Source organism: Candidatus Aminicenantes bacterium (assembly GCA_011049425.1).
In the GTDB taxonomy this organism is placed as follows: Bacteria; Acidobacteriota; Aminicenantia; order UBA2199; family UBA2199; genus UBA876.
Map to the genome: position 1 here is coordinate 1 of DSBM01000041.1, position 14,271 is coordinate 14,271.

The 14,271-nt window shown below is 57.2% G+C and carries 12 protein-coding genes; 9 read left to right on the forward strand and 3 right to left on the reverse strand.

Going from position 1 to position 14,271, the window contains the following annotated elements:
* Positions 1-327: 327 nt before the first annotated feature.
* The 3 genes from ENN40_02970 to secA are packed head-to-tail and all read right to left on the reverse strand — an operon-like array spanning position 328 to position 5,061.
* Positions 328-945, reverse strand: a complete 618-nt coding sequence (locus ENN40_02970; GenBank protein ID HDP94303.1) for a hypothetical protein — start codon at positions 943-945, stop codon at positions 328-330.
* A gap of 48 nt (positions 946-993) precedes the next feature.
* The gene (gene guaB, locus ENN40_02975) at positions 994-2,472 is read right to left on the reverse strand and encodes an IMP dehydrogenase (GenBank protein HDP94304.1); all 1,479 of its coding nucleotides are present in this window, start codon (positions 2,470-2,472) and stop codon (positions 994-996) included.
* Positions 2,473-5,061 (reverse strand): preprotein translocase subunit SecA, encoded by a 2,589-nt coding sequence (secA, locus tag ENN40_02980; protein ID HDP94305.1) that lies wholly within the window; start codon positions 5,059-5,061, stop codon positions 2,473-2,475. It lies immediately after the preceding gene.
* Positions 5,062-5,157: 96 nt separating this feature from the next.
* Between secA and ENN40_02985 the strand changes: the two genes are divergently transcribed.
* The 9 genes from ENN40_02985 to ENN40_03025 all read left to right on the forward strand — a co-directional run bounded on the left by ENN40_02985 (position 5,158) and on the right by ENN40_03025 (position 13,745).
* Positions 5,158-6,531 carry a M23 family metallopeptidase gene (locus ENN40_02985; protein ID HDP94306.1) on the forward strand — a complete coding sequence of 458 codons (1,374 nt, stop codon included), beginning with the start codon at positions 5,158-5,160 and terminating at the stop codon, positions 6,529-6,531.
* 7 nt (positions 6,532-6,538) lie between these two features.
* Positions 6,539-7,312 (forward strand): exodeoxyribonuclease III, encoded by a 774-nt coding sequence (gene xth / locus ENN40_02990; GenBank protein HDP94307.1) that lies wholly within the window; start codon positions 6,539-6,541, stop codon positions 7,310-7,312.
* Between the two features lie 16 nt (positions 7,313-7,328).
* Complete coding sequence (locus tag ENN40_02995; protein ID HDP94308.1) at positions 7,329-8,240, forward strand: transporter substrate-binding domain-containing protein; 912 nt, start codon at positions 7,329-7,331, stop codon at positions 8,238-8,240.
* A gap of 84 nt (positions 8,241-8,324) precedes the next feature.
* The gene (locus ENN40_03000; GenBank protein ID HDP94309.1) at positions 8,325-8,792 is read left to right on the forward strand and encodes a 6,7-dimethyl-8-ribityllumazine synthase; all 468 of its coding nucleotides are present in this window, start codon (positions 8,325-8,327) and stop codon (positions 8,790-8,792) included.
* On the forward strand, positions 8,792-9,193 hold the full coding sequence (locus ENN40_03005) for a hypothetical protein (protein ID HDP94310.1): 402 nt from the start codon (positions 8,792-8,794) through the stop codon (positions 9,191-9,193). Before ENN40_03000 ends, ENN40_03005 begins: the two co-directional genes overlap by 1 nt.
* On the forward strand, positions 9,190-9,870 hold the full coding sequence (locus ENN40_03010; GenBank protein ID HDP94311.1) for a transglutaminase domain-containing protein: 681 nt from the start codon (positions 9,190-9,192) through the stop codon (positions 9,868-9,870). Before ENN40_03005 ends, ENN40_03010 begins: the two co-directional genes overlap by 4 nt.
* Before the next feature lie 22 nt (positions 9,871-9,892).
* Entirely contained in the window at positions 9,893-11,365 is a 1,473-nt protein-coding gene (gene lysS / locus ENN40_03015; GenBank protein ID HDP94312.1) for a lysine--tRNA ligase, read from the forward strand.
* Positions 11,362-12,576: an ABC transporter permease gene (locus ENN40_03020; GenBank protein ID HDP94313.1), complete on the forward strand. Its 1,215-nt coding sequence runs from the start codon at positions 11,362-11,364 to the stop codon at positions 12,574-12,576. Before lysS ends, ENN40_03020 begins: the two co-directional genes overlap by 4 nt.
* On the forward strand, positions 12,573-13,745 hold the full coding sequence (locus ENN40_03025) for a DUF1343 domain-containing protein (protein HDP94314.1): 1,173 nt from the start codon (positions 12,573-12,575) through the stop codon (positions 13,743-13,745). The genes ENN40_03020 and ENN40_03025 overlap by 4 nt, the downstream gene beginning before the upstream one ends.
* Positions 13,746-14,271: the final 526 nt, after the last annotated feature.

Consider the following 14,271-nt stretch of genomic DNA (forward strand, 5'->3'; position numbering starts at 1 on the left):
ACCGCATGGGTCTGAACCGAAGTGGTGAGCGGTGATTTGTGCCCGAAAGGGTACTCTCATGCAGCCTTATCATTTTTTCAAATATGCATAACCCCCAAACCCACACAAAATGGAAGAGAACCTGAATTTTAGACATTGGGATTTTGGATTTGTTTCGGATTTCGTGCTTCAAATTTGCTTTTTCTACCTTCTACAAGTACCGCAATGGCGGATAGTAAGAGGCTGGGTGATTGCCTTTTATTCCTTCTTCCTTATTCTTTATTCAGAGCCTGATGGGCCAAAGCCCTGCCTTCCTGTCTCCTGATACCTGTCACCTTCTTTCCAACTTTACCTAAAGGTATACACAATTCCGCCGCCCAGGTAGAAACCGTTCTTGAACCCCCCTTCCAGGCGGATTTCAAAACGGCGGGACAGGCGTGCGATGATCCCTACCGGCACGTGACCCACGGGAATCACCATGGTTTCTTTATAGGTGTCTTTGACTTCGGTTCCCAGTTCGTCTCTGTGTATGCCTTCGGACCAGATGGAAACGCGGCCCAAACCGATACCGGCGCCGATATAGGGATGAACGGGAAGACTGGGAAAGATGTGCATCAGGATGGTGGCGGTGGCGCTTAACTGGGTGACTTCTCCCCCGCCCTCCTTGCGCACATCCTGTTGTTCCTCCCGCCAATACCCGGTGCCTTCCAGGCGGCTGTATTCCAGGGCGAAAACCCCGCTGAAGGTGGAGCGGGGGCCTTTATCTCCGTAAGACCGCACTTCAAAGGTGAATCCCTGTCCATTTACGGTTGGATGTTCGTAGAGAAAAGCGTCGAGCAACACATCGGGAACACCGAAAGTAGAAAAGCGCAAGCCTACACCGGAGCGGGGCGGGCGGAGGTTCTCTACGGCTCCGGCGGCAATTGTTGCCGGGACCAGCAGGGCGATCATCAGTAGTTTCTTCATGCGAACCTCTATTTCCGGGAAAGGCCGCCGGCGGGGACCGCTGGGAGTTCAGTCCAGGTGGTAATTGGGGGACTCCTCGGTAACGATGACGTCGTGTACGTGGCTTTCCCGCAGGGAAGCCGATGTGATGCGAACGAAACGGGCTTTTTCATGCAGTTCAGCTATGGTACGGCATCCCGTAAGTCCCATTCCCGCCCGGGTTCCCCCGATCAGCAAAGGCACCAGACGCGTCACGCTGCCGCGATGGGGGACCCTACCCTCAATGCCTTCGGGAACCAGCTTGGATTCGGCGTATTCGTCTTCCTGGAAGTAGCGGTCACGGCTGCCCGCTTTCATGGCGCCGATGGAACCCATGCCGCGATAACTCTTGTAAGATCGGCCCTGGTAGATGACGAATTCCCCGGGGCTTTCATCCGTGCCCGCAAGTAATGAACCCAGCATGACGGAATGGGCCCCCGCGGCCAGGGCTTTGGCGATATCTCCGGAATACTTGATGCCGCCGTCGGCAATCAAGGGGATCTCGCCTTTCAACTCCTGCGCCACGTCCATAATGGCGGTGATTTGCGGCATCCCCGCTCCGGTCACCATGCGGGTAGTGCAGATGGAGCCGGGCCCGATGCCCACCTTGACCGCGTCTACGCCCCGGGTACGCAGGTCGCGGGCGGCCGCCGCGGTGGCGACATTGCCGGCGATGAGGTCAATGTCGGGATAATGCTCCCGCAACATCTCCACGATCTGGAGTACGCGTTTAGAGTGTCCGTGGGACGTGTCCACCACGATCACGTCCACGTTCATTTCGCTCAGAGCTGTTGCCCGGTCGAGGGTATCCGCGGATGTGCCCACCGCCGCGCCCACCCGCAAGCGGCCGAAAGCGTCCTTGGCCGCCTGGGGGAACTCTTCAGATTTCATGATGTCTTTCAAGGTGATCAGGCCCTTGAGGCGGCCGTCGTTGTCCACCACGGGGAGCTTCTCGATCTTTTTGATGTGCAACAGCCGTTTGGCTTCCTCCATGGTAATGGACTCGGGCGCGGTGATCAGGTTGCGGGTGGTCATGAATTCGCGGATCTCTTTCTGCTGGTCCGTAACGAAACGCAGGTCGCGGTTGGTGAGGATGCCTTTCAATATTCCCTTTTCACTGATGATGGGAAGTCCGGAGATGCCCTTCTCTTTCACCAATTGCAGGGCTTCGATAATGCGGTTGTGGGGCTTGAGGGTGATGGGGTTGTCGATCATGCCCGATTCGGATCGCTTGACGCGCTTGACCTGCTCTGCCTGGCCGCGGATGCTCATGTTCTTGTGGATCACCGCGATTCCCCCCAGCCGGGCCATGGCGATGGCCATGGGCGCTTCAGATACCGTGTCCATGGCCGCGGCAAGGATGGGGGTGTTGAGGCGGATGTTTCGCGTGAGCAGGGTGGAAGTATCCACTTCCCGGGGAATGACCTCGGAATAGCCGGGTACCAAAAGCACGTCATCAAAGGTCAACCCCTCACGGGAAAAAAACTTTTCGTTGTCAGCCATGAGCATTCACCGTTTTTTTTTGTGTTTTTTGCGGCCCTTGCGTCCGGGCATGCGCGAGCTGGGTCGGGACAGCTTGGTTTCCTTTTTGCGCCGCCACTTTTCCACTTCCTCTTCTTCCACCGGGTGGAACAGAAAGAGAAAGCGGATGACTTCTTCTTCGATGCGGTTCTGCAATTCCTCAAAAAGGCGGAAACTCTCTTTCTTGTATTCGATCAGGGGGTCGCGCTGGGCGTAACCGCGCAGACCGATGCCCTCTTTCAGGTGGTCCATGTTGAGGAGTTGATCCTTCCACTGGGTGTCGATGATCTGCAGCAGGATCATGCGCTCCAGTTCCCGCATCTGTCCGGGTCCGACCAGGGCTTCCTTTTCCGTGTACAAGCGCAACAGTTCGGCTTGCAGGCGTTCATGGACCTCTTCGGGAGAGAACTCGCCGAAATCGGCCGGCATGATGGGAGTGATGTCCAATCCGAACTGGGCCAGCATCTCTTTGTGCAGACCCTCGTAACTCCAGTCATCCTCATCTTTTTTGGGGTCGACATGAAATCCCAGGATGTCGGCCGCGATCTCGCGAGTCAACCGCAGCATCTCATCACGCATGTCCTTGCCGTACATGATGTCACGCCGCATGGCGTAGATCACCTGGCGCTGCTTGTTCATGACATCGTCGTATTCCAGCAGGTGTTTACGGATCGAGAAGTTCTGGCCTTCGATCTGTTTCTGGGCGTTTTCGATGGCCTTGGAAACCAGCTTGTTTTCAATGGGCACACCGTCCCGCATACCCGCACGGACCAGGAGGCCCTTGACCCGTTCGGATCCCAGCACGCGCATGAGGTCGTCTTCCAGTGAGATGTAGAACCGGGATGAACCGGGGTCGCCCTGGCGCCCCGAGCGGCCGCGCAACTGGTTGTCGATGCGCCGGGCTTCATGCCGCTCCGTGCCCAGGATGTGCAGTCCTCCCAGGGAAATGACTTTGGCCTGGTTCTCTTTCACCTGGGCCTGGATCTTTTCTTCCGCGCTTTGCCGTATGGTTTCGGGGGCGGTTTCCGTTGAGAAACCCTTTTTCGCCAGTTCTTCGCGCACCATGTATTCCGGGTTCCCTCCCAGCAGGATATCAGTGCCCCGGCCGGCCATGTTGGTGGCAATGGTTACCGCGCCCGGCCGCCCCGCCTGGGCCACGATATCGGCTTCCTTTTCATGGTGCTTGGCGTTGAGAACCACGTGAGGAACGCGCTCCCGCCGCAATCGGCGCGCCAGCAGTTCCGAGTTCTCGATGGAGATGGTGCCCACCAGTACCGGCTGACCGCGTTCATGAAGTCCACGGATCTCTTCAGCCACGGCGTTCCATTTCTCTTCTCTGCTGCCGTAAATCATGTCGGGGTATTCCCGGCGGATCAAGGGACGGTTGGTGGGCACTTCGATCACGTCCAGGTCGTAAATGGACGCGAACTCCGCGGCCTCGGTCATGGCCGTTCCCGTCATGCCCCCCAGCTTGTCGTACATGCGAAAATAGTTCTGGAACGTGACCTGGGCCAGGGTCTGGTATTCCTGTTCGATGCGCACGTTTTCCTTGGCTTCCAACGCCTGATGAAGACCGTCGGAATAGCGGCGTCCCGGCATCATGCGCCCGGTGAATTCGTCCACGATCATAACCTGGTTGTCTTTGACCAGGTAGTCTTTGTCGCGATGAAACAGCAGGTGGGCTTTCAGGGCCTGATTGATCTGGTGGAGGGTGTCCATGTTGGTCAGATCATAGAGGTTGCTGATTTTGAAGTATTGCTCCGCGGCGGAGATGGCGCTTTCCGTCAACACAACGGTGCGGGTCTTTTCGTCCAGATCAAAGTTTTTCGGATCCTGTACGGCTTTGCGCACGAAGTCGTTGACCGCGTAATAAAACGAGGTGGATTCTTCGGTTGGGCCGGAGATAATCAGCGGGGTGCGGGCTTCGTCAATGAGAATGCTGTCCACTTCGTCCACGATGGCGTAGTGGAACTCCCGTTGCACCAGGCTCTCCCGTTCAAATTTCATGTTGTCGCGCAGGTAATCGAAGCCGAACTCGTTGTTGGTGCCGAAGGTGATGTCGGCGGCGTAGGCTTCCTGGCGCGCGGGCTCGGGCATGTCGTGCTGGATGCAGCCGACCGTCAGGCCCAGGAATCGATAGATTGCCCCCATCCACTCAGCGTCGCGACCGGCCAGGTAATCATTGACCGTGACGATGTGTACCCCTTTGCCCGAGAGGGCGTTCAGGTATCCCGGCAAAGTGGCCACCAAAGTTTTGCCTTCACCGGTTTTCATTTCCGCGATCTTGCCCCGGTGAAGGATGATGCCGCCCATGAGCTGTACGTCGAAGTGGCGCATGTTCAGGACACGGCGTCCGGTTTCCCGCACCACGGCAAACGCCTCCGGCAGGAGGTCTTCCATGGTTTCACCCTGCTGCAACCGGCGGCGGAATATCTCGGTACGGTCCCGGAGCTCAGTATCGGACAGGGCCTGGGTGTTTTCCTCCAGGGAGTTGATATGGTTGACCAGGGGCAGGAGTTTTTTGAGCTCGCGCTCGTTTCGGGTACCGAAAATCTTGCGGATGATGTAATTAAACATGAGGGAAAATTATAGCAGACTATGCAAGTGATGACAATTTGAACGCCGCCACCCCGACTTGAAGAAACCGGCGGGTTCCGGTACAATAACCTCACAATGCAGAGGCGAAAACCGGGCGGCATGTTGCAGGTAGCGGTGATTGCCGGCGTGCTGATCATCGGCGGCATGCTAATTCGCCGGGCCGTTGTTTCTTTCACGATCTCGCCCGAGAACCTTTTGCCTGTTCAGAAAACAACCGCGCCGCGGCCCCCTGCGGTTCCCGGTACCGAGATCCGTCATGTAATGATCCAGCCGGGCGAAACCTTTGTCGCCGCGCTGGGGCGCCTGGGATTTTCACCCGGCAAAGCCCATTCCACGGCAATGGATCTCAGCGATATGCACCCGGTGGAAAAGGTGCACCCGGGGCGTCGGCTCAGTGTCACTTTCGTCAGGGAGCGGCCGCTGCGCCTTGAATATGAAATCAACGACGCCAGCCGTTTGCTGGCCCAATGGCAAAAGAACGGTCGTATCAACGCTTCCGTGCACACCCAACCGTTTGAAACCCGAATCGCCTTTGTGCGTGGGGAAATCACATCATCGCTTTTTGCCGGCATCCTGAAAGCCGGAGAGGAAGCGTCGCTGGCGGACCTGCTGGCCTCACTTTTTGAATACGACGTGGATTTCAACCGTGATATCCGTGTTGGAGACACGTTCCAACTGCTGGTGGAAAAGCGCTTCCTGAGGGGCGAATTTTACGGGTACGGACCAATCCACGCGGCCGTTGTCACCAACAGGGGGCGCGCCGTCCGCGTTGTGCGTTATACGGACGCAAACGAACGCTCCACCTTTTTTCATCCGGACGGCCGTTCCGTACGCAAGATGTTTCTGCGTTGTCCCCTGCCGTTCATGCGTGTCACTTCGGGCTATGGCAACCGCCGCCACCCGGTGTTGGGCTTTTCCGCCCGTCACAATGGTATCGACCTGGGCGCGCCGCGCGGTACCCCGGTCAAGGCCACGGCCACGGGCGTGGTCACTCACGCGGGCAGTCATCGCACCAAGGGTCGCTATGTGCAATTGCGCCACCCGAATAGTTACGCCACCCACTACTATCATTTGTCCGGCATTCGTCGCGGCATACAACGGGGCCGGCGGGTCACCCAGGGCGAGGTGATCGGGTATGTAGGCAACACCGGGCTTTCAACCGGACCGCACCTGCATTACGGTATCCGCCACAACAACCGTTTCATCAACCCCATGCGATTGCGCCCGCCTTCCAAGAACCCTGTCCCGCCTGCTGAAATGGTTTCTTTTCAACGACACTGCAACCAGGTCTTTTTTAGCATGACCGCTTTTTCCTGGTTGCAGGCAAATAAAGTCGATCATTGGATTCCCGCTTCTTTCGAAACAGTCGCCGATGATGCGGCAACTCCCCTTTCGGAAGCCCCTTCCATACCGCTGAGTTTTCCCGAAGACCTGGAGATTCATCCCTAGGGCCTGTATGCCGGCTATTACGTTGATGTCCTGGAACGTCAACGGCATGCGTGCGGTGGCAAAGAAAGGCTTTCTCGAATTTCTTGCCGCCCAACGTCCCCATGTGCTGGGAGTGCAGGAAACCAAACTGCAGGCGGACCAGGTTCCAGATACCGTGAACTCTCCGCCCGGTTACCAGGTGGTGTGGAACCATGCGGAACGTCGGGGTTACAGCGGTACGGCGCTTTTTTATCGCACCGACCCCCCGGAGATCACGATACCGGACACAAATTCCCTGCTGGGGCTTGAAGGCCGGGTGATCCAGGCGGACTTTTCTGCATTCACCTTGCTGAACATCTATTTCCCCAACGGCCAGATGTCGCCGCAACGGCTGGAATTCAAGTTGCGATTTTACGACCAGTGCCTGGATTATTGTGAAAACCTGCGAAATCAGGGGAAATCGCTGGTTATCAGTGGTGATTTCAATACCGCCCACAACGAGATCGACCTTAAGAACCCCGGCCCCAACTCGGATCGCTCCGGTTTTCTTGCGATCGAAAGGGCCTGGCTGGACAAGTTGGTGGCAACCGGGTATCGCGATACGTTCCGCATGCTGTACCCGGAGCGTGTAGAGTACTCGTGGTGGTCCTACCGTTTCCAGGCCCGCATTCGCAACGCCGGGTGGCGCATCGATTACTTTTTTGTCAGTCCCGACCTGGCGGAAAAAGTGGAAGACGCGTGGATATTGACGGACGTGTTCGGCTCGGACCATTGCCCGGTGGCCCTGCGGATTCGCGTATAAAGAACGCCGTTTCGGCATGGTGTTTGACATCAGGACATCCCGATGCTATATCCTTATCAGAGCGCGAGGAGGAAGGGCAATGGGAAAAAACAGAGGCAAATCACGTTTCGTTCGTTTGTGTTCCACGATCATCGCCGTGGGCCTGGTAACCCTGTTTGTTGCCTGTGGGAACGGTGACCGGACTGCGGGTGAGGATGCAGGCAAAGTTGCGGAGGGAGTGGATGCTATCACCCAGGCAGGGAGACTGGTGGTGGGAACTAGTGCGGATTATCCACCGTACGAGTTTCGCCTGGCCGGCGATGAAGAGGGACGCATTGTTGGATTGGACATGGATATCGCTCAGGATATTGCCGATGCCCTGGATGTGCGCCTGGAAATCAGGGATCTGCAGTTCAGCGAGTTGTTTAACCACCTGGAAGCCGGAGACGTGGACATGCTCATTGCCGGTCTCACTCCAACCGAAGCCAGGCGCAAACTGGCGGACTTTTCTGAGATCTATTACCAGGCGTTCCAGACGGTGCTGATCCGCGAGGACGATCAGGAAAAGATCCCCACTGTCAGTGATCTGCGGGGCAAACGCGTGGGTGTTCAGGCCAACTCCATCCAACAGGATTTGGCGCCTACCCTGATTGTGGGCGCGGAGTTCGTGCCGGCCAATTCGATTCATAAAATGTTGGAGATGCTGCAGAACGGCGATGTGGATGCATTGGTGCTGGAAAAGCCCGTGGCCGAGGCATTTCAGGCCAGGCGACCCGGCCTGGCGAGCATCAGAGAGGGAATTGACGCCAACCGCCTGGGGTCCGCCATTGCCGTGCGCAAAGGTAACGCCGCGCTGCTGGAAAGGATCAACGCCATCATCAGCCGCTTGAAACGGCAAAACCGCATCATCAACTACGTGGAAGACGCCAAAGTACTGGCCAATCGATAACAAAGCCTGGAACCGTCCGTTTCGACGGGTTCTCTTGACAGGATGGGGCTTTTTGCGCTATTCTGGCGCCAGGAGAATACCGCCATGAACGAATTCAAGGGTCAATTGGTTTCCCGGGGATTCCGCTACGCCGTAGTGGTATCCCGGTTCAACAACTTTATCAGTGAACGCCTGTTGGAAGGGGCGCGGGATGCCTTGGTGCGCAGCGGCGCCGAGGAAGAAGAGATTGAAGTGTTCCGCGTACCCGGGTCCTTCGAGATTCCCCTGGCGGCAAAGCGTTTGGCCCGGGCCAAACGCCATGATGCGGTGATCTGCCTGGGAGCGGTGATCCGGGGAGAAACCCCCCACTTTGATTACGTGGCTTCCGAGGTCACCAAGGGAGTGGCGCAATTGAACCTGGAGTTTGCCATGCCCTTCGCTTTCGGCATCATTACCGCCGACAACACTGAACAGGCGGTTGAGCGTGCCGGCAACAAAATGGGCAACAAGGGTTTCCAGGCGGCCCAATCCGCCATTGAAATGCTGAACCTGTTCAAAGATGCGGATATTTGATGTTCCGGATAAAGTACAGCCGGGAAGTAGCTCTCAAGCTTCTCTACCTGATTGACGCCAACCATATTGTTGATGCGGACCCCGGTGAATTACTGCAAGAGAATGCCGTTTTTTTTAAGGGTCTCAACGATGTGGAAAGCGGGTACGTGTTTAAAATACTGGAACAGATCCTGGCATCGCGGAATGAGATCGACGAAGCCATCTCCGACCGCCTCATTGGCTGGCGTTTTTCCCGGCTGAACGTAATCGAACGAAACCTGCTGAGGCTGGGCGTGGCCGAGTCTCGCTTCAACGACCAACGGGCCGTGATCATCGACGATATTGTTCGCATGGCAAAAAAGTACGGCGACCTGGATTCCTTCCGCATCGTAAACGCGGTTCTGGACAAGGTGATCCCGTGAGAATCCTGCTTTGCCTGCTGGCAGTCCTTCCCGCCCTGCGGCAGGTGGAATACGCCCATATTGAATTGGACGCTTTTCCCCAAGAGGTGTTGATCCACTACCGCAATGCCAATTTCCTTCAACTCGTGGAGTCGCGCTCAGGTGCGTTGGCGGCCCGGACACGCAGCCTGAATTTTCTGCAATTGGATCTTACCTATCGGCTTGATCTCGAACCTGAAGCGGATTTGGACCCCGGGGTGCGAAGCCTGGCCCTGCAGTTCCTGGAGCCTTCAGTTTCTCTGAAACAGTACTTGATGCGAATCCGGGACTATATGCACTCCAATATTCGTTATAGCCCGGATGCCGCGGACCAGTCACCCGCGGCCGTCCTCGAGCGAAAAAGCGCGGATTGCGTTGGTATGACGCGCCTGGTCAGTGCGTGGCTGGACGCGGTGGGCGTTGCCCATGGCAGCATCAGCGGTTTTTATTTTCAACGCGACAACCAGGGAGAATGGCGGCCCCAACCCCATCGCTGGCTGGAGATCCGCTTGCCGGACGGGTTTTCGTTTTTCTTTGACCCCCAGCACCGCATGTTTTCTCCCCGCTACCTGGTCGTGCGTCCCGGCGTGGATTTCCGCCGGGTGCGGCGCTTCCAGGTGGTGCGCATCAACCTGAAATCCAAGCTGGAGAACGGATAAACACAACCAAGGACGAATCAACATGGAAGAACAATTTACTATTCGCAAAGAGAAGTTAAAAAAGCTGTCCGCCCTGGGCCTGGATCCATGGCCCTACGCATTCGATCGCAGCCATACGTTTGCCCAAGTGACCGAGGTCTATGCTGAGGCGGACAACCAAGCCCTGGAAGCTCTGGACGGTGATTTCCGCCTGGCGGGTCGCGTCGTGGCCCTGCGTCGCATGGGCAAGAGTGTTTTCGCCCACCTCTTTGACGGTGAAATCCGCCTGCAGGTTTACCTGCGGCAAGACAAGTTGTCTGAAACTGATTTTGAAGTGGTGCGGTTGCTGGATATGGGCGACATCGTGGGTGTGAGCGGGAGTCTATTCCGTACCCGCACGGGGGAACTGACCGTGTTGGTTTCGCGACTGGTTCCGCTGGCCAAGGCTTTTCATCCCTTGCCGGAAAAATGGCACGGTTTGCAGGACAAAGAGTTGCGCTATCGCCGCCGTTACCTGGACCTGATTGTGAATGAGGAGAGCCGGCGGATTTTCCGCATGCGCTCGGAAATCCTGCGGGAAATCCGCCTCTTTTTTTATCAGGAAGGATACCTGGAAGTGGAAACGCCGATGATGCACCCGATCCCCGGCGGCGCCTCGGCCCGGCCCTTTGTCACGCACCATAACGCCCTGGACATGGACCTCTATTTGCGTGTGGCCCCTGAACTCTATCTGAAGCGATTGCTGGTCGGGGGTATGGAGAAGGTTTTCGAGATGAACCGCAATTTCCGCAATGAGGGCATCTCCATGCGCCACAACCCCGAGTTCACCATGTTGGAGTTCTACCAACTCTACAAAGATTACGAGGACAACATGCGCCTCACCGAAAAGCTGCTGGCGCGGTTGTGCGAGCGTTTCGTTGACGGAGCCGTTCTTCGCTGGCGGGATCTGGAACTGCCGCTTCAGCCGCCGTTTCCCCGCCGCCGCTACATGGATCTGCTGGCTGAGCGTACCGGCCTTTCCTCCGAAGATGTGTGGGACAAAGAGGCTTTGGCCGGTTTTCTGCGGCGCGAGCTGCCGGACCAGGAACTGCCGCCAACCTGGGAAAAGATGCTGGAATCGGCTTTTGATACCTGGGTGGAGCCCGGGCTGAGCGGCCCCGTGTTCGTGGTGGATTTTCCCCGCGCCATCTCTCCCCTGGCCAAGGTGTCCCGCCGTGATCCCCGCGAAACCGAGCGTTTCGAACTCTACATCGCCTCCATGGAGATCGCCAACGGTTTTTCCGAACTGAACGATCCCTTTGATCAGCGCGAACGTTTCGAGGCGCAGTTAAAGCAGCGTGAACAAGGTGATGACGAGGCCCAATGGCTGGACGAGGAATTCCTGTTGGCCCTGGAGCACGGCATGGCTCCGGCTACGGGGGAAGGCATCGGTATCGACCGATTGGTGATGTTGCTTACCGGTGCCGAATCGATTCGTGAAGTGGTTCTTTTCCCCCAGTTGAGAACACGCTCATGAAGTTCGCCCTGTTCATGGCCCGGCGCTACCTGACCCGGGGAAACCGCAATGCCTTTATCCACATCATCTCTCTGGCTTCCATGGCGGGAATCGCCATCGGCGTGGCCGCCCTCATCATCGCCCTGGCATTGCTGAACGGTTTCCAGAGTGATATCCGCGATCGCATCCTCAGCTCCACGGCCCATATCATGATCAGCCATTCCATGGGCGAAGGCGTAGAGGATTACCGCGAGGTGGTGGACCAGGTCCGGGACCTCACCCCGGAAATCCGTTTTGTCGCCCCGGTGGTATTCGGCACCGTGTTGATCAAGGGCGGGGCCCGAAACGCATCGGGCGCGGTGCTACGCGGCATGAAAACCGTTGATGCCCGCAAGCTCGATTGGTTGCAGCAGATCGAGAGCGGCCGCTTTCCCCTAAAAGACAACGAATTGCTTTTGGGCAGGGAACTGGCCCTCAAGCTGGGACTTTTCCCCGGTGACATCTGCACGGTGGTTACGCCGGAACCCACGTTGACGCCGGGCGGCATGATGCCGCGTCTGCGGCGTTTTCATGTAGTCGGGGTGTTTCGCTCCGGCTTGTACGAAGTAGACAACACCACCTTGCTCACCAACTTGAAAACCGCTCAACAGTTGTTCCGCTTAGACGATCGCATCAGCTACGTGCAGTTGTTTCTGGACGACATATTCGCGGCCGAAAAGGTTAAAGAGCGCCTGCGTCCCCGGCTTCCCGGCCACTTGTCGGTCATTACCTGGAAGGATTTGAACGCTTCGCTTTACTCCGCCCTGGAACTGGAGAAAACGGTGCTGTTCTTTACCCTCACCCTGATTATCGTGGTGGCGGCGCTGAACATCATCGCCGGCCTGATCCTGCTGGTAATTCAGAAAATCCGTGATATCGGCATCCTGCGTGCCTGCGGGGTCACGCCACGCACCATCCAGCGCATTTTCTTTATCCAGGGCGGCATTATCGGCCTGCTGGGCACGGCGGCGGGCACAATGGTGGGGGTGGTGTTTGCCTGGTTGGCCAACCACTTTGAATTGATCCGTGTTCCTGCAGATCTTTACCAGATGAGCCACGTGCATTTCCGAGTCACCGCGCTGGACCTGGCCTCCGTGGTGGGAGTGGCCTTGCTGATCAGCCTGGCCGCCACCCTGATCCCTTCGCGCAAAGCCGCCGCGGTTAACGTGGTTGAAGCGGTGAAAAACGAATGAGCCCGGGCCGGGTCATGTGCGGAGCGGATCAGCTGGAAACAGACGCGCGCGCTGTTCTCAGGAACCGCCGTGTGGCGCTGGTAACCGCTGCCCCCCAGGTAAATGCCCGCAATGAGCCGGTTGTTGAGGTGGTATCCAGGGTCGCGGGCAGGCAGTTGGTGGCGCTGTGGTCTTTGCAGCACGGTTTCTTCTCGGACCGCCAGGACAACATGGTTTTTTCAGAGTCATTCACGCATCCCCGGCTGAAAATCCCGGTGCGCAGCCTGTACGGAAAACAACTGCTCCCGGAAAGTGATTGGTTAGAGGATGTCGATCTCTTGCTGGTGGATGTGTTTGACGTGGGCACCCGGGTTTACACGTTTCTCAATCACCTGGTCATGGTGATGCGTCACCTGTCGGGAAGCGGAATCAGCATCGGTATATTGGACCGGCCCAATCCCCTGGGTGGGCAAGTACTGGAGGGTCCGGTTGCGGACCCCGCCTGGTTCAGCATCGTGGCCCAACTGCCGGTTGCCATGCGTCACGGCCTGACCGCCGCGGAATACCTGACCATGGGCCGCGACCATTACCGCCTTAACCTGGAGCTGGAAGTCGTGAAAGTACGCGGCTGGAAAAGAGGTGACGAATTCAGCGGAACCTGGACCTATCCCTCGCCCAACATGCCCGCTTTTGCCACGGCGCGCCTTTACCCCGGGGCCGTGATGCTGGAGGGCACCAACCTGTCGGAAGGCCGGGGTACCACGCGGCCCTTTGAACTGGCGGGCGCGCCCTGGCTGGATGCATGCGGGCTGGCCCGGGATCTGCGGAAATTGGATATACACGGCATGGATTACCTGCCCCTGGGTTTCCGGCCCGGCTTCGGCAAGTTCGCCGCTGAGTTCTGTAACGGCCTGCTCATGTTGCCGCGGCCGGAATGGGACGGCCGCTCTTTTTGCCTCTATTACGACCTGATCCGCCTGACGCGCAATCGTCACCCCGATCACTTCACGTGGCAGCAGCCGCCCTACGAGTTTGAGTATCGCCGTTTTCCGATGGATATGATCTGCGGCGGATCTCTTGTACGGGAGTGGATCGAGGCGGACCGCCCGTTCCGCGAAGTCGAGCCCGAAATCAAAAACGCCCTGGACGCGTATCGTGAAAGCACCGCTCCGTATCTGCTGTACGAATAAGAAGTTGAAAAGTTGGGATCTATTACGTTTTGTGTGGGTAAATACACATTGGTAATTGGTAAGCGGTTGTGAGTACGAGTACCCGCAGGGCATAAAGCATAAGCGAACGCAAGCGTAGGTTCCGGGGACCCATGGTCTGAGACAGGATGGTCGGCTGAGGGGTACTCCCCGAAGACGAAGGATGGCCTCGGAAACATCCCGAACATCCACCATGGCCATCTTAAGCCGTCGAAGGACACCGAAGTGGTGAGCGGTGATTTATGCCCTCTGGGTACTTGTGCCCGAAAGGGTACCCTTCAAAAGCCCTTCCCTTTTTAAACCAGAGTGACGTGCAAACCCACACAAAATGGAAGAGAACCAAAAGTTGAAAAGTTTGGTTCTATTACGTTTCGTGTGGGTAAATATATATTGGGAATCAGTAAGCAGTTGTGAGGAAGAGTACCCGCAGGGCATAAAGCATAAGCGAACGCAAACGGCAGGTTCCGGGGCCCCATGGGCTGAGGCAGGACGGCCGAAGGTAAAATGA